Origin of the sequence: Pseudomonas sp. Leaf127 (genome assembly GCF_001423155.1) — a bacterium.
In the GTDB taxonomy this organism is placed as follows: domain Bacteria; phylum Pseudomonadota; class Gammaproteobacteria; order Pseudomonadales; family Pseudomonadaceae; genus Aquipseudomonas; species Aquipseudomonas ovata.
In genome coordinates, this window is the sequence record NZ_LMOA01000001.1 from 547,202 (window position 1) to 568,850 (window position 21,649).

A 21,649-nucleotide genomic window follows, 5' to 3' on the forward strand; every position below is an offset into this window, starting at 1 on the left:
GCCTCTGGGGTATACTCGCCGGCTTTGTAATTTTCGCCTGCGAGTGCTGACGACCATGGAAATCAATCCGATCATAAACAGCATCAAGGACCTCTCCGAGCGTTCCCAAACCATTCGGGGGTATCTTTGACTACGATCACAAACATGATCGTCTGACCGAAGTGACCCGCGAGCTCGAAGACCCCGCTGTCTGGAACAAACCCGAATACGCCCAGAACCTGGGCCGCGAACGCGCCCAGCTGGCGCTGATCGTCGACACCCTCGACGAACTGGCCAGCGGCCTGGCCGATGCCCGCGACCTGCTGGACATGGCCGCCGAGGAAGAAGACGAAGGCGCTGTGGCTGATGTGTCGGCCGAGGTCGAGCGCTTGCGCGAGGCGCTCGAAAAGCTCGAGTTCCGCCGCATGTTCAGTGGCGAGATGGACCCCAACAACGCCTACCTCGACATCCAGGCCGGCTCCGGCGGTACCGAGGCTCAGGACTGGGCCAACATCCTGTTGCGCATGTACCTGCGCTGGGCTGACAAACGCGGTTTCGAAGCGACCATCATGGAACTGTCGGCCGGTGAAGTCGCCGGCATCAAGGGTGCGACCGTGCACATCAAGGGCGAGTACGCCTTTGGCTGGCTGCGCACCGAGATCGGCGTGCACCGCCTGGTGCGCAAGAGTCCGTTCGACTCCGGCAACCGTCGCCACACCTCGTTCTCGGCCGTGTTCGTCTCGCCCGAAATCGATGACAACATCGAAATCGAGATCAACCCGTCCGACCTGCGCATCGACACCTACCGCTCCTCCGGTGCCGGTGGCCAGCACGTCAACACCACTGACTCGGCGGTGCGCATCACGCACGTGCCGACCAACACCGTGGTCAGTTGCCAGAACGAGCGCTCCCAGCACGCCAACAAGGACACCGCCATGAAAATGCTGCGGGCCCGGTTGTACGAGCAGGAAATCCAGAAGCGCAACGCCGCCTCCCAGGCGCTGGAGGACACCAAGTCCGACATCGGCTGGGGTCACCAGATTCGCTCCTATGTCCTGGATGCCTCGCGCATCAAGGACCTGCGCACCAGTATCGAGCGCAGCGACTGCGACAAGGTGCTCGACGGCGACCTGGACGAGTACCTGATTGCCAGCCTCAAACAAGGCCTGTGAGGACACCTCTAAAAACTACCTGCGTTGTCATCGCTGCGTTAAAAACAGGCTCAAAATGCTCATTTACAATCTGTAAAGTCGAACGCGACTCCGACCGTTTTTCGCCTGTTTTTGCCTTGCGCTGACTGCCTCGGCAACGTTTTTAGAGGCACCCTAGGCCGACACAACAGCAGCGGGCAGCCCGGACTGCCCGCCATCCCTTGCCGCAGGCGAGGGACAACGTACCTGTGATGGAATAACTGAAGACATGAGCGACCAACAACCCGACTCGCAAGCCCTGCAACAGGAAGAAAACACCCTGATCGCCCTGCGCAAGGAAAAGCTTGCCGCCGAACGCGCCAAGGGTCAGGCCTTCCCCAACGACTTCCGTCGCGACAACTACTGCAACGACCTGCAGAAACAGTACGTCGACCACACCAAGGAAGCGCTGGCCGAGGCTGCCATCCCCGTCAAGGTTGCCGGTCGCATCATGCTCAACCGTGGGGCCTTCATGGTCATCCAGGACATGACCGGGCGCATCCAGGTCTATGTCAACCGCAAGACCTTGCCCGAGCAGACCCTGGCCGAGGTCAAGACCTGGGACCTGGGTGACATCATCGCCGCCGAAGGCACCCTGGCCCGTTCCGGCAAGGGCGACCTGTACGTCGAAATGACCGCCGTGCGCCTGCTGACCAAGTCGCTGCGCCCGCTGCCGGACAAGCACCACGGCCTGACCGACACCGAGCAGCGTTATCGCCAGCGCTACGTCGACCTGATCGTCAACGAAGAGGTGCGCGACACCTTCCGCGTGCGCTCGCAGGTGATCAGCCATATCCGCAGCTTCCTGGCCAGGCGCGACTTCCTTGAAGTCGAGACGCCGATGCTGCAGACCATTCCGGGCGGTGCGGCAGCCAAGCCGTTCGAAACCCACCACAACGCGCTGGACATGCCGATGTTCCTGCGCATCGCGCCGGAGCTGTACCTCAAGCGCCTGGTGGTGGGCGGGTTCGAGAAGGTGTTCGAGATCAACCGCAACTTCCGCAACGAAGGCGTCTCGACCCGGCACAACCCTGAATTCACCATGCTGGAGTTCTACCAGGCCTACGCCGACTACGAAGACAACATGGACCTCACCGAGGAGTTGTTCCGTGAGCTGGCGCAACTGGTGCTGGGCAGCACTGACGTGCCATACGGTGACAAGGTGTTCCACTTCGGCGAGCCGTTCGTGCGCCTGTCGGTGTTCGACTCGATCCTCAAGTACAACCCCGAGCTGACCGCCGATGACCTGCAGGACATCGACAAGGCCCGCGCCATCGCCAAGAAAGCCGGCGCCAAGGTGCTGGGCTTCGAAGGCCTGGGCAAGCTGCAGGTGATGATTTTCGAAGAGCTGGTCGAACACAAGCTGGAGCAGCCGCACTTCATCACCCAGTACCCGTTCGAAGTGTCGCCGCTGGCGCGCCGCAACGATGACAACCCGAACGTCACCGACCGCTTCGAGCTGTTCATCGGCGGCCGTGAAATCGCCAACGCCTACTCCGAGCTCAACGATGCCGAAGACCAGGCCGAGCGCTTCCAGGCCCAGGTGGCCGACAAGGACGCCGGCGACGACGAAGCCATGCACTACGACGCCGACTTCGTCCGCGCCCTGGAGTACGGCATGCCACCAACGGCGGGTGAGGGCATCGGCATCGACCGTCTGGTCATGCTGCTGACCAACTCGCCGTCGATCCGCGACGTGATCCTGTTCCCGCACATGCGCCCACAGGCGTAAGCGGCAACACTCCGAACCGCCTGTTTCGCGTGATGTGGACAGGCGGTTTTTTTATGCCCGGCATAAAGAAAGGCGCCAGCCAGACAGCCGGTGGGCGCGAGCCACGGTCGCGAAGGCGGCCAGGCGCTCTTGAATCATCAGTATTGACGCGCCTTGTGCGGCGCAGTGAAGATCGGGTCCCGTGCCCAGTCAGAACGTCAACAGCAGGATCAAGGAGTACCGCGTGGACGATTACCAGCAGACTATTCGTACGTTATCCGACCGTATCGTGGCGGCGCAGACGCCGATCCGCGTGCTGGATGCAGTGAAGTGGGACGAAGGGGTGCGCAAGACCTTCCTGGCCGCCAAGGGCAAGGAGCTGCCGATCGTGGACCGTGCCTATTACGAGAACCGTTCGTTGGGCTTCGATGCCGGTGCGCTCAAGCAGGAATTCCAGAACATCGAGCGCGATATTACCCGCCAGTTGGGGCAGTTCAATCCGGCCGGGCAGATCATGCGCCGCATGTGCCGCGAATACCGCATGGTGGTGCGCATGCTCGAAGCGCGCGGCACCCAGGATTTCGGCCTGATTTCCCAGGAACTGTATGGCGCGGCCTCCGATGCCTTTCATGCCGGTGACCCGACCCTGTCGGACCTGGGCCTGATGCTCTCGGGCTACCTGAACAACATCGCCGGCCGTGGCGACCTCAAGGACGAGCCCAAGACCCTGACCGCCAAGGATGCGGTGGCCATGCTGCAAAGCCGCTTGAACCGGGTGTTCGGCGAGGCCGAGGACACCGTGCGGGTGTTCGAGTCTGACGGCATCGTGGCCGATGCGGCGGCCGGTGCCGACTACATCAAGGTGCGCTCCGACGCCATGTTCAACGAGCGTGACGTGCGCGCCCTGGAAGTGCATGAGGGGCTGGTGCATGTGGCCACGACCCTCAATGGCCAGAACCAGCCCATCTGCACCTTCCTGTCCAAGGGCCCGCCCTCATCGACCGTGACCCAGGAAGGCCTGGCGATCCTGATGGAAGTGATCGCCTTCGCGTCCTACCCCAGCCGCCTGCGCAAGCTGACCAACCGCACCCGCGCCATCCACATGGCCGAGGAGGGCGCCGACTTCATCGAGGTGTTCGACTTCTACCGTGAACAGGGTTTCGGTATGTCGGAAAGCTACGGCAACGCCAGCCGCGTCTTCCGTGGCTCGACGCCCAACGGCCTGCCCTTCACCAAGGACCTGTCGTACCTCAAGGGCTTCATCATGATCTACAACTACATCCAGCTGGCGGTGCGCAAGGGCAAGCTCGAGCAGGTGCCGTTGCTGTTCTGCGGCAAGACCACCCTGGAAGACATGCGCACGTTGCGCCAGCTGGTGGACGAAGGCCTGGTGATCGCGCCCAAGTACCTGCCCGAGCAGTTCCGCGACATGAACGCACTGTCGGCCTGGATGTGCTTCTCCAACTTCCTGAACCACCTGAGCCTGGACCGGATCGAAGCGGATTACTCAAATATCCTGTGAGGGCCTTGTAGGAGCGCGCTTGCCCGCGACCGAGTGCGCAGCGCTCGCAAAATCTCGGAAACGCCACAAATTTACGACTGCTACCCCGTCAGGGATCTATGAAGCGCTGAAAATTTACGACTGCTACCCCGTCAGGGATTGATGAAACGCCACAAATTTACGACTGCTTACGCAGCCGGTCGCGGGCAAGCGCGCTCCTACTGGCGGCAACATTCAAGGGATGTGCATTTGAAACTGATCGGTCTGATGGTCCTGCTGCTGAGCCTCGGCGGTTGCAGTGGCCTGCTGTTCTACCCCGAGCGCGGCCAGCCCTTTACCCCGGAAAAGGCGCAGCTGGCGTACCGCGACGTCACCCTGACGGCCGCCGACGGCACGCGCTTGCATGGCTGGTGGCTGCCGGCCAGGCCCGGCGTGGCGGTCAAGGGCACGGTGCTGCACCTGCATGGCAACGGCGGCAACCTGGCCTGGCACCTGGGTGGAAGTGGGTGGCTGCCGGAGCAGGGCTATCAGGTGCTGATGCTTGATTACCGCGGCTACGGCCTGTCCCAGGGCGCGCCCAGCCTGCCGGCGATCTACCAGGACCTGGACGCCGCCTTTGCCTGGCTGGACGCCGCACCCGAGGTGCAGGGCCATCCACGCATTGTGCTCGGGCAAAGCATCGGTGGCGCGCTGGCGGTGCATTACCTGGCCCGTCACCCCGAGCATCGCGGTCGCCTCAAGGCCTTGGTGCTCGACGGCGCGCCAGCCAGCTACCGCGACGTGGCTCGCTATACCTTGGGCACCTCGTGGCTGACCTGGGCCTTTAAACGGCCACTGTCCTGGCTGGTGCCCGATGCCGACAGCGCGGTCAACAGCCTGGACGGGCTCAAGGGTACGCCCATGCTGATCTTCCAGAGCCTGGACGACACGCTGGTGCCGCTGGACAACGGCCTGACGCTGTACAAGGCCGCGCCCTTGCCCCGGGTGCTGCAACTGACCCGTGGCGGCCACGTGCAAACCTTCGCCGACCCTACCTGGCGCCAGGTGCTGTTGCGCTACCTCGACGACCCGCAGCATTTCAACGGCCTGCGCCGCCTGGGCGAAATCCCCAATTACCCGGACCAGGCCGAGCCGTGAGCCAGGACCGCAACCTGATCCCGCTGATCCTGACCGCTGTGGCCAGCATTGCCGGCACCGTCGCCTGCCTGGGCTACTACGGCTACCTGCATTTCGCCAAACCCGAAGACGCGCTGCGCCTGGAGCAGTTCACGTTTCTCAAGACCGTCCCCGGCCAGGAGTACCGCGCCAGCGTGACCCCGGCGGATCCGGTGGCGCAGTGCATTGATGGCGTGCTGGTGCTGTTCGACACCACACAGAAAGGCTTGAGCGGCGTGCTGGTTGATGAGCGTCAGCGCGTGGTGCGCTGCACATCGGGGCAGTAGAACCGTTTTACGTGCGGTCCATTGCCTTATCGCCTTTGCCGTTTCAAGGAAAAACCCAATGCCTTCGCGTCTCGACACCCCTTTGCCTTCCGCCTTGCCCGGCAGTTCCGGATTCGTCCGGGTGCGCGGTGCCCGGGAACATAACCTCAAGAATGTCGACGTCGATGTGCCCCGCGATGCGCTGGTGGTGTTCACCGGGGTGTCGGGGTCCGGCAAGTCGTCGCTGGCCTTCTCGACGCTCTATGCCGAAGCGCAGCGCCGCTACTTCGAGTCGGTGGCGCCTTATGCGCGCCGTCTGATCGACCAGGTCGGGGTGCCCGATGTCGACGCCATCGAGGGCCTGCCGCCGGCGGTGGCCCTGCAACAGCAGCGCGGCACGCCCAGTGCGCGCTCCTCGGTGGGCAGCGTCACGACCCTGTCGAGCCTGATCCGCATGCTCTATTCACGCGCCGGTCGCTACCCGGCCGGCCAGCCGATGCTCTATGCCGAAGACTTCTCGGCCAACACGCCGCAAGGCGCCTGCCCGCAATGCCACGGTATCGGAAGGGTGCATGAAGTCACTGAAGCGTCCATGGTGCCCGACCCTTCGCTGACCATCCGCCAGCGTGCCGTGGCGGCCTGGCCGCTGGCCTGGCAGGGCCAGAACCTGCGCGACATCCTGGTGACCCTGGGCTATGACGTCGACATCCCGTGGTGCGACCTGCCCAAGGCGCAGCGCGACTGGATTCTGTTCACCGAAGAAACCCCCACCGTGCCGGTGTACGCCGGGCTGACCCCGGCGCAGACCCGCACCGCGCTCAAGCGCCAGCTCGAGCCCAGCTACCAGGGCACCTTCAGTGGCGCGCGGCGCTACCTGCTGCACACCTTCATGCATTCGCAGAGCGCGCAGATGCGCAAACGGGTGTCGCAGTACATGCGCGCCAGCCCGTGCCCGGCGTGCGCGGGCAAACGCCTCAAGCGCGAGGCGCTGACCGTGACCTTCGCCGGGCTGGACATCGCCGAGCTGTCGCAGCTGTCGTTGCAGGCGCTCAGCGAAGTGCTCAAGGACGTGGCCGGTGCCGATTACCTGGCGCACGAAGACCCCGACCTGTCACTGGAAAAGCGCCTGGCCGCGCAACGCATCGCCCATGAACTGCTGGAGCGCATCACCACCCTGATCGATCTGGGCCTGGGCTACCTGGCGCTGGAACGCAGCACACCGACCCTGTCGTCCGGCGAGTTGCAACGCCTGCGCCTGGCCACCCAGCTTAACTCGCAGTTGTTCGGCGTGATCTACGTGCTCGACGAGCCGTCCGCCGGCCTGCACCCGGCCGACAGCCAGGCGCTGTTCGATGCCCTGCAACGCCTGAAGGCCTCGGGCAACTCGGTGTTTGTGGTCGAGCACGACCTGGACACCATGCGCCGCGCCGACTGGCTGATCGACGTCGGCCCGGCGGCGGGCGAGCAGGGCGGGCGCATCCTCTACAGCGGCCCGCCGGCCGGCCTTGAGCAGGTGGCCGATTCCAGCACCCGCGCTTACCTGTTCAGCGAGCCGGACGCCACCGCGCATCCGCTACGCCAGCCACAGGAGTGGCTGCGCCTGGAGGGCATCACCCGCAATAACCTGCACAACCTGAGCGCCGGGTTTCCGCTGGGCTGCTTCACCGCCGTCACCGGCATTTCCGGCTCGGGCAAGTCCAGCCTGGTCAGCCAAGCCTTGCTGGAGCTGGTCGGCAGCCACCTGGGTCAGGCGCCGGCCAGCCCCGAGACCGGCGAAACGGACCTGGAAGACGAACCGCTGCACACCAGCGGCGGCCAGATCAGTGGCGGGCTCGAAGGCCTCAAGCGCCTGGTGCAGGTCGACCAGAAACCCATCGGCCGCACGCCGCGCTCGAACCTGGCGACCTACACCGGGTTGTTCGATCACGTGCGCAAGCTGTTTGCCGCCACTGAACAGGCACAAGCGCTGGGCTTCGATGCCGGGCAGTTCTCGTTCAACGTCGCCAAGGGCCGTTGCCCGAATTGCGAAGGCGAAGGCTTTGTCAGCGTCGAATTGCTGTTCATGCCCAGCGTCTATGCCCCGTGCCCGACCTGCCACGGCGCTCGCTACAGCCCTGAGACCCTGGCGGTTACCTGGCAGGGCCTGAACATCGCCCAGGTGCTGCAACAGACCGTCGATCAGGCCTTCGACACCTTTGCCGAGCAACCGGCGGCCCGCCGTGCCCTGCAGGTGCTCAAGGACATCGGCCTGGGCTACCTGCGCCTGGGCCAGCCGGCCACTGAACTGTCGGGCGGCGAGGCGCAGCGCATCAAGCTGGCCACCGAACTGCAGCGCATGGCCCGCGGCAAGACCCTGTACGTGCTGGACGAACCCACCAACGGCCTGCACCCCCAGGACGTCGACCGCCTGATGGTGCAGCTCAACCGCCTGGTCGATGCCGGGCACACGGTGATCGTGGTCGAGCACGACATGCGCGTGGTAGCGCAGAGCGACTGGGTGATCGACATCGGTCCCGGGGCCGGCGAGGCGGGCGGCAAGGTGGTGGTGGCCGGTCCGCCACAGGCCGTGGCGCAGTGTGCCGAAAGCCGCACGGCGCCGTTTCTGGCCAGCGCGTTGTAGCCACTGCCGAACCGGCCATGCGCTTGCGAAGGGCCGGTTCAGGCGCCGGCCTGCAAGGCGTGTCTTCTCGTACCTTCCTGATCGGCGCGAGCCTGTTCGGCCATGATTTCCCGGAGGGCTTTGTAGTTGAGCCAGTCAAAGGTGCGCAGAAAATCGGCCGCGCACTGAGCGCCTTCAAGAAAGAGCCGGGTCTTTTCAGCGTCAGGCATAGTGAAGTCCAGCCAGTTGAAGCCTTTTGCCGGAATCCAGGTGACCAGTTGCCTGTAGTCGGGGTTAGTCGCGCCAGCGGATCCATGTGTCGTTGCGCCAGTCCAGCAGTTGCAAGGTGTTGCCCAGCCATTCCAGCCCGCTCAGGTTCGGCTCTTGCGGCCGGCATTCGGTACGGCGGTGCTATTCGGGGATGACCCCGTGGTTCAGTCATTGGCGCAGGATAATCAGGCGGCTTGGGCATGACCAGTCGTGGACAGGCCGATCCGGAAAGTTCGGAAGTGAACTACAAGGGTGGGGACGACTTGTTGTAGGAGCGCGCTTGCCCGCGACCGAGTGCGCAGCGCTCGCAAAAATTTGTGAAACGCCACAATTTTACGACTGCTAACGCAGCCGGTCGCGGGCAGAGCGCGCTCCTACCAGTGCAGCATCACGAGCGGCTGATTGTCGCATTCAGGTTGACGGTCATACGCATTCCAGCCGATTTATCCCTCAATCAATCGCCCTTAATCTGTGCCCATGTTGAACGCAACCACTTACTCACTTAAGCAAGGGATTCGATCATGAGCGCAGCCACTTACAACCGCCTGAACAAAGACGACGCCATCGTACTGCTGGTGGACCACCAGACCGGCCTGATCTCGCTGGTGCAGGACTTCTCGCCCAACGAGTTCAAAAACAACGTGCTGGCCCTGGCTGATCTGGCGAAGTTCTTCGAGCTGCCGACCATCCTCACCACCAGCTTCGAGCAAGGCCCCAATGGCCCGCTGGTGCCAGAGTTGAAAGAGATGTTCCCGGACGCGCCGTACATCGCCCGCCCTGGCCAGATCAATGCATGGGACAACGAAGACTTCGTCAAGGCAATCAAGGCCACCGGCCGCAAGCAGATCATCATTGCCGGTGTGGTCACCGATGTGTGCGTGGCGTTCCCGACCCTGTCGGCGCTGGCCGAAGGCTTTGAAGTGTTTGTGGTCACCGATGCGTCGGGCACCTTCAACGAGACCGTGCAGCAGGCCGCGTGGAACCGCATGAGCCAGGCCGGTGCGCAACTGATGAACTGGTTCTCGGTGGCCTGCGAGCTGCACCGCGACTGGCGCAACGACGGTCGGGCACCTTCAACGAGACCGTGCAGCAGGCCGCGTGGAACCGCATGAGCCAGGCCGGTGCGCAACTGATGAACTGGTTCTCGGTGGCCTGCGAGCTGCACCGCGACTGGCGCAACGATATTGAAGGCCTGGGCAACCTGCTGTCGCAGCGGATTCCCAACTACCGCAACCTGATGAATGGCTACGCCGCGCTGACCGCCCACAAAGGCTAAGCCGCTGCCCATGCCCTGAAAGCCTGCCTTGACCCGCAGGCTTTTTTTCAGCCCAAGGATTTGTGAGAGCCGCCATGCACACGCCGACCGCCACATTGCCCGCTGCATCAACCGCATCGCCCTGGAAACCCCTGCACACCCGCGTCTTCCTGTGGTTGTGGCTGGCCAGTATTGCCTCGAACATCGGCACCTGGATGCACGAAGTCGGTTCCGGCTGGCTGATGACCTCGCTGTCGGCCAGCCCACAAGCCGTGGCGCTGGTGCAGGTGGCTGGCGCCTTGCCAGTGTTTTTGCTGGCGCTGCCGGCCGGGGCCCTGGCCGACATCGTCAACAAGCGCCGCTACCTGCTGGCCGTGCAGGGCTGGATGGCGCTGGTGGCCCTGGCGCTTACCCTGCTGACAGTAACCGGTCAGATGTCGGTGCCGCTGTTGCTGACCCTGACCTTTGCCATGGGCATCGGCAGCGCGCTGATGATGCCGGCCTGGTCGGCGCTGGCCCCGGAGATCGTCGCCCGTGAGGACGTACCGGCCGCGGTGGCATTGTCGAGCCTGGCGATGAACGTGGCGCGGGCCATTGGTCCGGCGATTGCCGGGGTGCTGGTGAGCCTGAGCGGGCCGTGGCTGACCTTTGCCTTGAACAGCGTATCGTTTCTGGCGGTGATCGTGGCCCTGTATGCCTGGCGCCATACGCCGGCCCCGGCGACCTTGCCGGCCGAGCGCTGGTGGGGTGCCATGCGTGCCGGTGTGCGTTATGCCCGCGGTTCGCGGTCGTTGCGGGCGGTGCTGGTGCGCACGGCGGCGTTCTTTGTCGGTGCGGTGGTGGGCATGGCCTTGCTGCCGTTACTGGTGCGCCGCGAGATCGGCGGCACGGCGCTGGACTACGGCATTCTGCTGGGCTGCGTGGGCATCGGTGCGGTAGTGGGCGCGGTGCTGCTGCCCAGGTTGCGGGCGCGCTTGAGCGCCGACCTGATCGTGGTGGGGGCCAGTGTGGTGTATGCGCTGGTGCTGTTCGGCCTGGCGTGGGTGCGTTCGATGGCGGCGCTGGCGCCGCTGATGCTGATCAGTGGCGTGGCCTGGATTGCGGTGTTGAGCAGCCTGCAAGTGGCGGTGCAGACCACGGTGCCGTCGTGGGTCAGGGCGCGGGCGGTGTCGCTGTACATTCTGGTGTTCTTCGGCTGTTCAGCCGGCGGCGCGGCCGGGTGGGGTGCGGTGGCCAGCCATGTGTCGATGAATGCGGCTTTCATGGGCGCCGGCGTGGTGTTGTTGATCGGCATCCTGCTGCGCTGGCACTTCCCGCTGCCGACCGGCGAGATGGACGAGATGCAGCCATCGAAGCATTGGGCCGCGCCGCAACTCGACGAGGCGCTGCCAGCCGAGCGCGGGCCAGTGATGATCACCGTGGAGTACCGGATTGCCCAGGAGCACGTGGCGAAATTCAGCCACGCCATGCAGGCGGTCAGCCACATGCGCAAGCGTAATGGTGCGTTTTCATGGGGCTTGATGCAGGACGCGCAGGACCCCCGGCTGTGGCAGGAGTACTTTTTCGAGGAATCCTGGGTCGAGCACCTGCGCCATCACGACCGCGTGACCCGCGCCGACCAGAAGCTGGAAGTGGCCGCACGAAGGTTCCAGGAAGAAGGCGTGCCGGTGAAGATCCGGCACTTGTTGAATCAGGCGGCGGGGCATTGAGAACCCCCCCGCCCTGGTGAGGGGTGTTTTCTAGAAACCCACGGTAGCCGAGAGCAGGTAGGTGCGTGGCGTCGACAGGGTCAGGCCCGGCTCGCTGTCATCCGAGGCGCCAGCCGAGGCCCAGTAGGCCTTATCCAGCACGTTCTCGACATTGGCGCGCAGGGTGATGTCCTTGCCTTCGACCTTGAAGGCATAGCGGGCGCCGAGGTCGAAGCGTTCCCAGCCGTCGATCGACTTGCTGTTGGCCTGGTCCAGGTACTGCGAGCTGGAATGGATGCCGCGTGCGGTCAGGGTCACGCCTTGCACGCCCGGCACGTCCCATTCGGCGCCCAGGTTGACGTTGTACTTGGGTGTGGCCGGGGCGCGGTTGCCGTCGTAGATACCGCCTGCGGTGTTGGTCAACTCGCTGTCGATGTACATCAGGCCGCCCAGCAGGCGCACGCCTTCGACCGGTTCACCGAAGACGCTCAGCTCGACACCGGTGTTCTCGCGCTTGCCGCTGGGGCCGAACACGCGGGTGGTGGCGTTGGTCTCGTAGGCCGGTTGCTTGATGCGGAACACGCTGGCGGTGAAGGCCACCGAGCCCAGGTCGTACTTGGTGCCCAGCTCAACCTGGCGGCTGATGAACGGCGCGAAGATCTGGTTTTCGTTGATGGAGGTGGAGGGGGCGATCTTGCCCAGGCTCAGGCCTTCCATATAGTTGGCGTACAGCGACCACTGGTCGGTGACCTTGTACACCACGCCACCAGAGGGCGAGAACTTCTTCTCGTCATAGGCGGTGGGGCCCTTGACGCCGTCGCTCCAGTCCTCGACCTGCACGCGCTGGAAACGCCCGCCCAGGGTCAGCAGCAGGCGGTCATCGAAAAAGCCCAGGGTGTCGGCAATGCCGATGCTGTCGAAGCGGTTCTCGGTGTAGTCCTTGGAATCCTGGCGGGTCGGGGTGCCGGGTTCCGGGCGCTGGATCGGGTTGTAGATATTGCCGCCAGCGGTGGCGTAGCGCGAGCCGCCGTTGGTGAAGTCCATGTAGAAGTGCGTGGCCGAGATGTTCAGCTCGTGGCTGACGGGGCCGGTGTGGAACCACTTGCGCGCCCCGACGGTGGCGGTGCGCACGCTTTCGTCACGGGTGAAATAGCGCGGCGAAATGGTGAAGTCGCCGGCGTCGTTGGTGACACTGACCGCGTGGCGCAGGAAGTCGTGGTTGCTTTCGCGGGCACCGACCGCACCGTAGACCATGAACGAGTCGCTCAGGTCGTATTCGGCGTTGAGGTCGCCGAAGGTGTCGTTGGTGCTGGCCTGGCTCCAGTGCTGGGCGTAGTTCCTGTTGATCGAGCCGGCGCTGGGCACGCGGGCGTTGGCGCCGACCTGGATGCGCTCCTGCGGGGCATCGGTGTCGCGCTCGGTGCGGCCGATGTCGGCCGAAACGCGCAGGCGTTCGCCACGGAAATCCAGGCCCAGCACCGACATTTCACGGTCGACGTTCTGGTGGTCCCATTCGGTATCACCCGACTGCTTAACGCCGTTGAAACGGATGCCGTACTGGTCTTCGTCGCCGAAGCGCCGGCCAATGTCCACGCCACCGCCGACCTGGCTGTCGGAAGCCAGGCTGCCGGTGAATTCGGTGATCGGCTTTTCCGTGGCGCGCTTGGCGACCACGTTGATGCCGCCGCCGACGCTGCCGCGCGGCGAGATGCCGTTGAGCAACTGGTTGGTGCCCTTGAACACGTCGATGCGGTCGGCCATTTCCATGTCGATGGAGTAGGTCGGCAGCACGCCGTACAGGCCGTTGTACGACACGTCGGTATTGAACAGGCTGAAGCCACGGATGGTGAACTGCTCGAAGCGTCCGCCGGCCGGGTTGGTGGCACGCACCGACGGGTCGCTGGCCACCAGGTCGGTCAGGGTGCGTGCCTGCTGGTTCTTGGCTGCTTCGCTGGTGTAGGTGGTGATGCTTTGCGGGGTGTCCATGAAGTCGCGCGAGCCCAGCAGGCCCAGCGAACCGCGCCGCGCCACCTGGCCACCGGCATAGCGCTCGCCGTCGCCATTGAACGACAGGATGCTGGTGCTGACGATGTCGGTGGCGTTGAGCTCCAGCGTGCCGGCCGTGGCTGCGGCCGGTGCCGGCATCAGGGTGTAGCTGCCGCTGGCGACCGGTTGCAGTTGCAGGCCGCTGCCTTGCAGCAATTGGCTAAAGCCGCTTTCGACGCTGTAGGTGCCGTTCAGGCCCGCACTGCGCCGGCCGTTGACCAGCGCCGGGTCCACCGACAGACTGACCCCGGCCAGGCCGGCAAAGCGGGTCAGCACTGAGCCCAGGTCACCGGCGGCAATGCTGTAGCTTTGCTGCTGGCTTTCGGCCAGGGCGACGGGCGCAGTCAGCAGGCTCAGGCCTATGGTCGTGCCGAGCGTCAATTGCAGACACAGCGTGGCACGGGAAATCGATGACGCCAGGAACGACCTGTGGCGTGGCAGTGCGGGCATTGGAGGACTCTCTTCGATGGGTTCACTTGTAGCTCATGACACGCCAGCGGCAAAAAGGGGACACGGTGTTGCCCACTATTTTGTCGTGGCCGTGGTTTAACCGGTTTTCGATCGAACCGGCAGGGCAATCGAGTGTTCCGATGTGCAGACCTTCAGAACGCACGCGCCAGGGAGACGATCATGCAACGACGCACTTTGGGAACCACCGGCATCGACATTGCGCCACTGGTGTTCGGCGGCAACGTCCTGGGCTGGACCCTTGACGAGCAGACCGGCTTTGCCGTGCTGGATGCCTTTATCGATCACGGCTTCGATGCCATCGACACCGCTGATGTGTATTCGGCCTGGGCCGAGGGCAACCAGGGCGGCGAGTCGGAAACCCTTATCGGCAAATGGCTGCAGGCGCGACCTGGCCTGCGCGAAAAGATCAAGGTGTTCACCAAGGTGGGCGCGGACATGGGTGGCGAAGGGCGCAAGGGCCTGTCGCAGCGCTGGATCAGCCAGGCCGTGGAAGACTCGCTCAACCGCTTGCAGACCGACTACATCGACCTGTACTTCTCGCACTGGCCCGACCCCGAGACGTCCTACCCGGAAACCCTGAGTGCGTTCGGGCAACTGCTGGGCGACGGCAAGATTCGCAGCGTCGGTGCCTCCAACCTCAACTATCAACAACTGGCCGAGGCCCTGAGCGCCGCCGGGCAGCCGGGGTTGCCGGCGTACCAGGTGTTGCAGCCTGAATACAACCTGTACGACCGCCAGGGTTTCGAGGGTGACCTGCAACAGTTGTGCATTCACGCCAATATCGGCGTGGTCACCTACTACAGCCTGGCGTCGGGCTTTTTGTCCGGCAAATACCGCTCGCCGGCTGACCTGGGCAAGAGCACGCGCGGCCAGGGCGTCGCCAAGTACCTGGATGCCCGCGGCCTGGCAATGCTCGACACCCTGGACGACATCGCTGCGAGTCATCAGGCCAGTCCTTCGGAAGTCTCCCTGGCCTGGCTGCTGCGCCAGCCGGGCGTGACCGCGCCGATCGTCAGCGCCACCAGCGTGGCCCAGGTCGAAAGCCTGGCACGGGCCGCGACCCTGGTGCTCAGTGATGAGGACGTGGCGAGGCTTGATCGGCTTTGATTTGAAGGGCAGCGGCAACATGTGCCGCCGCCAGACTGGCGTGATCGTTCTGACACGCGCCTGAGTCAACATCCTTCCAGACATGCCGCTCATTCAATGAAACGTTGCGGCATATCCTTCATTCGTCAGCGATTGCGCTGACATGACACACTGCTGTGCCCGGATCAGACTGTCCACCATGAAAAGGTTCTTGATTAACCTAATAAAAATACTTATTTTTAATAAGTGTTTGGTGAGGCGGAATGAATACAATCCACTGGGCGCGCAAAGCGGTCAAGCAGTTGGGCAAGCTCCACAAAACCGACCAGTCCAGGATCTACGATGCGGTTCAGGCTTTGGTGCATATGCCCAATGTCCAGAATGTCAAAAGCCTCGCCCATCACTCATATGGCTACCGTCTTCGTACAGGAAACTATCGAGTCATGTTCGACTGGGAGGGTGGCGTGAAGATCGTGAATATCGAAGAGGTGAAAAAGCGAGATGAGCACACCTACTAACGTGCAAATCATCAATGGACCGGACGGCGCGCCTGCTTTCGTCGTCATTCCCTATGCGGACTACGTGAAAGATCATCCTCTGCACGATCGGGTGCCCAATGAAGTTGTGGGGTTCATGGTCAAGGAAGGGCTTACCGCTGCGGGGGCGTGGCGTAAATACTTTGGCCTTTCTCAGGCTCAGGTGGCTGAACGGATCGGGATCACCCAATCGGCCTATGCACAGCAGGAGCAGGCTACCCGGCCGCGACGTGCAACGCGTGAGAAAATTGCAACGGCTCTGGGGGTTGCGCCAGCGCTCCTTGATATCTGACGTGCAGCAATACCATTCGTAAAGCGTCACCCACTTCTATGGCCTGCCTGCCCGGTCAGTTCGATTACACTCGCCCGTCTTTCAGCCTCACTCGAGACCTGCAATGCCGTGCTTACTTTCAACCTTGCGACGCACCCTGGTGTACTGGCTGTACGCCGTGGCCCTGGCTCATCTGCTGGGTGGCCTGCTGGTCAGTTGGGCGGGCGGTTCTGTGCTGTTCGATGGCTACCTCGCTTCCCTGGAGCAGGCTTTCTGGCCCGAGGCGGCGCCGGTTTTTGCCCGCCAACAGCAGGTCTGGTGGCTGGCGTTGTTCGGTGCCACGGTGCAGAGCTTTTCGTTGTACATGCTGGCGCTGGTGCACATTGGCAGCCAGATCCGCCAGCCCAGGGTCTGGGCCTGGCTGATCGCCGGGCTGTTGCTGTGGGCGCCGCAGGATCTGTTCTTTTCGCTGCAGGCCGGGATCTGGTCACATCTGCTGATCGATTCGCTGGCCTTGCTGGCGTTGTTGCCGCCCTTGTTCTGGCTGTATCGCCATGATGGGCAGCCCCGGGGTGACGCATGAACAAGCCGGTGATGTACCTGCTGGCCGGCAACGGCAGCAGCGCCCGTTGGTGGGATGATGTGCTGGAGCACTTTCAGCGCTATGAAGTGATACCGCTGGAACTGCCGGGGTTCGGCGCCAACCCGGCGCCACCGTGCGAGGACCTGCCGGCCTATGCCGAGGCGCTGTTGGGTGCGACGGTAAAAGGCCGCGCAATCATGGCCGTGGGCGTCAGTGCCTTGCTGGTGCTGCATGCCTTGCAGCGTCGACCCGGGCATTTTTCGCGCAGCGTGTTGCTGGCACCGGTGGGGGCCTTTCTGTGGCAGCGGCGCTTGCCGGCGCTGATGTCGCCCATGCCGATCCGCAAGACCATCCACTGGTTGCTGGCGCATCGCCCGACGTTGTTTGCCGGCAAGTTTTCAAGGCACACCTGGAGCGCAGCCCAGTACCGGCGCATGGGCGAGGGCTATGCCCGGTGCCGGGCGTTCGTGCCGTACTGGGACCTGCTGCGCGCCGACACGGCTCTGCCGCTGCTGGAGTGGATCAAGGACCCGGTCGAGCTGGTGTGGGGCGATCAGGACGGTGTGCTGGGCATTGAACAGGCCGCCGCCTGGTCGGCGATCCTGGCGCGTGCCGACCTTACCATCAGCCTCAAGCCGGGCTGGGGCCACTATCCGTGGATCGACGCGCCGGCCGAATTTGCCGAATGGCTGGAGTCGGGCGCGCCGGGTTTTGTCGCCCACACCAAGGGTGGACGCTTGCGCCTGGCGGAACTGGCCGGGCAGCCGGTGCCCACCGCGCTGTCGCTGCACGACGCCGATGACGGACGCCTGCCAACCTTGTTGGCCAGCCAGCCCGAAGCACTCTGGGCGGTGCGCTCGTCCAGCTATGGCGAAGACCAGGCCGACTCGGCCAATGCCGGGTTGAGCACCACCTACCTGCGTGTGCCGGCGGTTGACGTGGCCGAGCGTGTGAGTGCGTTGTGCAGTGCCGGCGTCGAGGAAGTGGTGGTCCAGCGCTTCATCACTCCGGTGCTGTCGGGCATTGCCTTTGTGCGCCATCTGGCCGTGGAGCTGGAGTGGGTCGAAGGCCATCTGGAGGCGCTGGCCGACGGTCAGGCCAGCCCTGAACGAGCGGTCATTTCCAGGCTGGGCGAGGGCTGGAGCAGCGGCGCCTTTGCCACCGCGCACGGCTTGCACCAAGAACAGCTGTGGGACTTTCTGCAAGGCGTGCTGCGGGTGTTCCATTATGTGCCCGGTGACGTCGAGTGGGCCTGGGATGGCCAGCAACTGTGGCTGTTGCAGTACCGGCCGATCAGCGACTATGGCTGGCGCCGGCACCTGACCGCCGCCAACATCGCCGAGATCCTGCCGCCGCAACCGAGCCGTTTTGTCGAATATGGCCAGCGCCGGGCGGCGGCCAGCATACCGGCGATCATGGCGCGCTGGGATGCGCGGGTGTTGCAGGATAACGAGCCGTTCACCGCCGTATTCGGTGGCGCGTCGTACATCAACAACGACCTGTTTCTCGCCCGTCTGGCGGACTGGGGTATTGCCGCCAGCCGCTATGCCGGCGAGGTGGGTGGTGCCACGCCTTATCTGCCCTGGCGGCCGGCACGTCTGCTGCGTTCATTGCCGGTGTTCATGCGCATGCAGCGCCAGGCGCGCGGGCATCTGCCGACGCTTGAACGGCAACTGCAACGCTTTGACCGGGAGCTGGCCACGCTGAGCCGGCAAGGCGCGGACGGGCAGCAACTGGCCGACTGGTTCACGCGGTTCTATGTCTTCGTGGTGCAGGGCAACCTGTGCATTGCCACTGCCCTGGCCAGCAGCGGCGGCGATGCGCTGGGCCGGCCACCCACCGCCTACGATGACCTGCACGATTGCCCACACCGGCTGCCCTGGGAAACCGATCCGGGCACCCCGCGCCCGGCCCTGAGCGACCTGCCGCTGCAAGCCTTCCCGCACTGGCCACTGCGGGTGCGCCTGGCCCATGCGGCAGGCCTGCCGGGGCTGCGCGGTTATTACCTGCAAGTGCGCGAGTGGTACCGCGACAACCTGATGCGGGTGTTTTTCCGCCTGCACCACGCCATGCCCCAGGCCGAGCGCGAGCACTGGTTTGCCCCGCACCCGGACATCCGCAGCCGCGCCGGCAGTTTCTGGCAGGACGGTCGCGAGGGTTCCGAACAGGCCGCCGGCTTCATGATCTACCCCGGCCAGGTGCAAGGCATCCTCGGCCGCGACATTCTGCTGGAGGACACCCTTGATCCGGGTCGGCACGCCCATTACCAGGCCGCGCGTGCGGTGATTGCCCGCATGGGCGGGCGCCTGTCTCACGGCTCGACCCTGCTGCGTGAACTGCGCAAGCCTTCGGCGGTGTTGCCGCAGGTGGACATGACGTGGGTGGGGCGTGAGGTGGTGTATGCGGACGGGGAGTTGCGGCTGGTAACGCCCTGACGAACTTGGCTCCAGAACCCGGGTCTATTGCAGTCGATTTTCCTCGCGCGGTTGCGCAGCGCCGGAAACTTCATGCACTGGAAAAGGATAAGCAAGCCGTGTCTATCAAGCGATTGTTCACTGCCGCGTTGCTGGGGGCCCTGCTGGGTGGTTGTGTCGAATACCGTCATGTGCCGCCGGCAACGGCCGAGGGACAGCAGTGCGTGGAACAGTGCTCCGGGCAGCAGGCGGCCTGCGTCGACAAGGCGCAGCGCTCGGTGCAGGACGATAAGGCCTTCTACGATTGGCAGATGACCAACTACCGATCCTGCATGTCGAACATGAGCAGCGCAGACACGTGGAAGTATGCGTGTGGTGGCGAGCCCTCTTCACCCTCCAGGCCCGACACCCGTCATTGCACCTCGTCCTACGACAGTTGTTTCACCCGCTGTGGTGGACGGATCGAGAAGGTGCCGCGCCAGTAGTTGCTGGCAAGGAGCGAAACGGGCAGGGCGCATGGCCCCGCCCGTTTATTAGTATCAGTCCCCGACCAGGTGCAGGTAGTGCATATGGCGTTCGTACTGGTCGAGGATGTCGCCGATGACGTCCTCTTTCGACCAGCCCATCACGTCATGGTCCTGCCCGCCTTCGCGCAGGTGCACTTCGGCGCGGAAATACTTGCGCTCTTCGCTTTGCGTGTCACCCATCACGAAGCTGGGCATGGCGTAGGCTTGCGGGCGAACCTCGTAGAGGTACTCCGGGTTGTCGGCCGGGCCCACGGTCAGTCGCACGCGACCGTCTTCACCGTCCTCGACGCTGCAGCTGTAGCCCTGGCGTCGCCATTCCTCGGCCACCGAAAGGCAGGCGGGCTTGGCCACTTCGCTGATGAAACGCACCACATGCGAACGACGCGGGAACATCGCCATGTTGCGCAGGCGTCGCTGCCAGCTGCCTGGCGTGCGGGCCACCGAGGGTGACAAGGCGTGATGACGCAGGCCGCGCTTGGTGGCGTCCAGCTTCAGGGCCTTGAGCAGGCCGCGCATGCTGAACAACAGGGCGATGGTAAAGGGCAGGGCGCTGGCGATGGTCGCCGTTTGCAGCGCCTTGAGCCCATCGGCCAGCAGCAGGGCAATGGCCACCACCCCCATGGCCGAAGCCCAGAAGATCCGCTGCCATACCGGCGTCTTGTCGTTACCGCCGGAGGCGAGCATGTCGACCACCATGGCGCCGGAGTCGGCCGAGGTGACGAAGAACACCACCACCATGATGATCGCGACCACCGAAATGAAACTGGCGAACGGGAAGTGTTGCAGGAACGCAAACAGGGCCAGGGCCGTGTCCTTGTCGATGGCCGCCGCCAGGTCGGTCATGCCTTGGTCGAGAATCAAGTGAATGGCGGTATTGCCGAACACAGTCATCCACAACAGGGTGAACGCGGTCGGCACCAACAGTACCCCGCTCACAAACTCGCGGATCGTGCGGCCGCGTGAAATACGCGCGATGAACAGGCCCACGAAGGGCGACCAGGCCAGCCACCAGCCCCAGTAGAACAGGGTCCAGCCGCCGATCCAGTCGGTGGGGTCATAGGCGTACAGGTTCAGGGTACGGCTGACGATTTCGGTCAGGTAGCCGCCGGTGTTCTGCACGAAGGTCTGCAGAATCAACACGGTCGGACCGAGCAGCACCACCATCAGCATCAAGAGGACGGCCAGGCCCAGGTTCAGCTCCGAGAGCCTGCGCACACCTTTGTCCAGGCCCGAGACCACCGACAGGGTGGCCAGCGCCGTGGTGCCGATGATCAGGCCGATCTGCACGCCGGTGTTGATCGGCAGGCCGAACATGCTGTTCAGGCCGGTGTTGATCTGCGCCACGCCAAAGCCCAGCGAGGTGGCCACGCCGAGCACGGTGCCGATGATGGCGAAAATATCGACGGCATGGCCGATGGGGCCATGGATACGTTCGCCGATCAGCGGGTAGAGCGCCGAGCGCAAGGTCAGCGGCAGGCCGTGGCGGTAGCTGAAGTACGCCAGGATCAGCGCGACGATGGCGTAGATCGCCCAGGCATGCAGGCCCCAGTGAAAGAAGGTGATCTTCATCGCTTCGCGGGCGGCTTCGATGGTGTTGCCATCACCGACCGGCGGGTTGAGGAAGTGCATGACTGGTTCCGCCACGCCAAAGAACATCAGGCCGATGCCCATGCCCGCCGAGAACAGCATGGCGAACCAGGTGGTGCTGCTGTAGTCGGGCGTGCTGTGGTCGGGGCCGAGCTTGATATCGCCATAGCGGCTGACACCCAGGTACACCACAGTGCCGAGGATGATCGCCACCGCCAGGATATAGAACCAGCTGACATTGGTGATGATCCAGTCCTGGATGTGACCGAACAGGGCCTGGGCGGTATCGCGAAAGATACTGGTGAACAAGACCAGGACCAGCAACAGGATCGCAGACGTCCAGAACACCGGTGCATTGAGTGCCGACTGGGGCACGGGTGGGTTTTTTTCAACCATGGGCTAAGGCTTATCCATGTACGCCGTGGCGCGTCGTGTGTGTAAGTAGAGGCGAGGGTGTTGACCCTCGCCAGCCGCGAGGGTTTCTTGTTGATTTCCTGCAGGCCAAAAAAAGCCC

At 64.0% G+C, this 21,649-nt stretch carries 16 protein-coding genes and 2 pseudogenes; 15 read left to right on the top strand and 3 right to left on the bottom strand.

Features of this window, described 5'->3' with window-relative positions; all coding sequences use genetic code 11:
- The first annotated feature begins 55 nt into the window (after positions 1-55).
- The 6 genes from prfB to ASF84_RS02475 all read left to right on the top strand — a co-directional run bounded on the left by prfB (position 56) and on the right by ASF84_RS02475 (position 8,422).
- Positions 56-1,151 (top strand): peptide chain release factor 2 gene (prfB, locus tag ASF84_RS28940; protein ID WP_122469778.1). Its coding sequence is split into 2 segments (ribosomal slippage): positions 56-127 and positions 129-1,151, totalling 1,095 coding nucleotides; the frame shifts between segments, so codons are not numbered across the junction.
- A gap of 247 nt (positions 1,152-1,398) precedes the next feature.
- Positions 1,399-2,901, top strand: a complete 1,503-nt coding sequence (lysS, locus tag ASF84_RS02455; protein ID WP_056834853.1) for a lysine--tRNA ligase — start codon at positions 1,399-1,401, stop codon at positions 2,899-2,901.
- 223 nt (positions 2,902-3,124) lie between these two features.
- Positions 3,125-4,402: a flavohemoglobin expression-modulating QEGLA motif protein gene (locus ASF84_RS02460; protein ID WP_056834854.1), complete on the top strand. Its 1,278-nt coding sequence runs from the start codon at positions 3,125-3,127 to the stop codon at positions 4,400-4,402.
- A gap of 246 nt (positions 4,403-4,648) precedes the next feature.
- Positions 4,649-5,518, top strand: a complete 870-nt coding sequence (locus tag ASF84_RS02465) for an alpha/beta hydrolase (protein WP_056835348.1) — start codon at positions 4,649-4,651, stop codon at positions 5,516-5,518.
- Complete coding sequence (locus tag ASF84_RS02470; protein WP_056834856.1) at positions 5,515-5,823, top strand: hypothetical protein; 309 nt, start codon at positions 5,515-5,517, stop codon at positions 5,821-5,823. The genes ASF84_RS02465 and ASF84_RS02470 overlap by 4 nt, the downstream gene beginning before the upstream one ends.
- 58 nt (positions 5,824-5,881) lie before the next feature.
- Complete coding sequence (locus ASF84_RS02475; protein ID WP_056834857.1) at positions 5,882-8,422, top strand: ATP-binding cassette domain-containing protein; 2,541 nt, start codon at positions 5,882-5,884, stop codon at positions 8,420-8,422.
- A gap of 38 nt (positions 8,423-8,460) precedes the next feature.
- Here the strand turns inward: ASF84_RS02475 and ASF84_RS28945 are convergent, their stop codons facing one another.
- Positions 8,461-8,631, bottom strand: coding sequence for a hypothetical protein (locus ASF84_RS28945; protein WP_156684135.1), 171 nt, complete (start codon positions 8,629-8,631; stop codon positions 8,461-8,463).
- Between the two features lie 561 nt (positions 8,632-9,192).
- On the opposite strand from ASF84_RS28945, the pseudogene ycaC reads away from it, so the two are divergent.
- The 3 genes and pseudogenes from ycaC to ASF84_RS02485 all read left to right on the top strand — a co-directional run.
- Positions 9,193-9,732 (top strand): annotated as a pseudogene (gene ycaC, locus ASF84_RS02480) (isochorismate family cysteine hydrolase YcaC); the annotation flags it as partial.
- A gap of 107 nt (positions 9,733-9,839) precedes the next feature.
- Positions 9,840-9,947: pseudogene (locus tag ASF84_RS30035) on the top strand (hydrolase); the annotation flags it as partial.
- Between the two features lie 74 nt (positions 9,948-10,021).
- A complete protein-coding gene (locus ASF84_RS02485; RefSeq protein ID WP_056834861.1) occupies positions 10,022-11,635 on the top strand; it encodes an MFS transporter in 1,614 nt (537 codons plus the stop codon).
- A gap of 30 nt (positions 11,636-11,665) precedes the next feature.
- Here ASF84_RS02485 and ASF84_RS02490 read toward each other — a convergent pair whose 3' ends face one another.
- Positions 11,666-14,110: a TonB-dependent receptor gene (locus ASF84_RS02490; protein ID WP_082481275.1), complete on the bottom strand. Its 2,445-nt coding sequence runs from the start codon at positions 14,108-14,110 to the stop codon at positions 11,666-11,668.
- 180 nt (positions 14,111-14,290) lie between these two features.
- Here ASF84_RS02490 and ASF84_RS02495 point away from each other — a divergent pair, with 180 nt between their 5' ends.
- The 6 genes from ASF84_RS02495 (at position 14,291) to ASF84_RS02520 (ending at position 19,506) form a co-directional block, all read left to right on the top strand.
- A complete protein-coding gene (locus tag ASF84_RS02495) occupies positions 14,291-15,238 on the top strand; it encodes an aldo/keto reductase (RefSeq protein ID WP_056834863.1) in 948 nt (315 codons plus the stop codon).
- Between the two features lie 242 nt (positions 15,239-15,480).
- Positions 15,481-15,735 carry a type II toxin-antitoxin system RelE family toxin gene (locus tag ASF84_RS02500; protein WP_056834866.1) on the top strand — a complete coding sequence of 85 codons (255 nt, stop codon included), beginning with the start codon at positions 15,481-15,483 and terminating at the stop codon, positions 15,733-15,735.
- Positions 15,719-16,045: a helix-turn-helix domain-containing protein gene (locus tag ASF84_RS02505; RefSeq protein ID WP_056834868.1), complete on the top strand. Its 327-nt coding sequence runs from the start codon at positions 15,719-15,721 to the stop codon at positions 16,043-16,045. Before ASF84_RS02500 ends, ASF84_RS02505 begins: the two co-directional genes overlap by 17 nt.
- Positions 16,046-16,148: 103 nt before the next feature.
- Entirely contained in the window at positions 16,149-16,607 is a 459-nt protein-coding gene (locus tag ASF84_RS02510; protein ID WP_056834869.1) for a hypothetical protein, read from the top strand.
- Positions 16,604-19,042, top strand: a complete 2,439-nt coding sequence (locus ASF84_RS02515) for an alpha/beta hydrolase (RefSeq protein ID WP_056834871.1) — start codon at positions 16,604-16,606, stop codon at positions 19,040-19,042. The genes ASF84_RS02510 and ASF84_RS02515 overlap by 4 nt, the downstream gene beginning before the upstream one ends.
- 98 nt (positions 19,043-19,140) lie before the next feature.
- Positions 19,141-19,506, top strand: coding sequence for a hypothetical protein (locus ASF84_RS02520; RefSeq protein ID WP_056834874.1), 366 nt, complete (start codon positions 19,141-19,143; stop codon positions 19,504-19,506).
- A 54-nt stretch (positions 19,507-19,560) separates the two neighbouring features.
- Here the strand turns inward: ASF84_RS02520 and betT are convergent, their stop codons facing one another.
- Positions 19,561-21,531 (bottom strand): choline BCCT transporter BetT, encoded by a 1,971-nt coding sequence (betT, locus tag ASF84_RS02525; protein ID WP_056834876.1) that lies wholly within the window; start codon positions 21,529-21,531, stop codon positions 19,561-19,563.
- Positions 21,532-21,649: the final 118 nt, after the last annotated feature.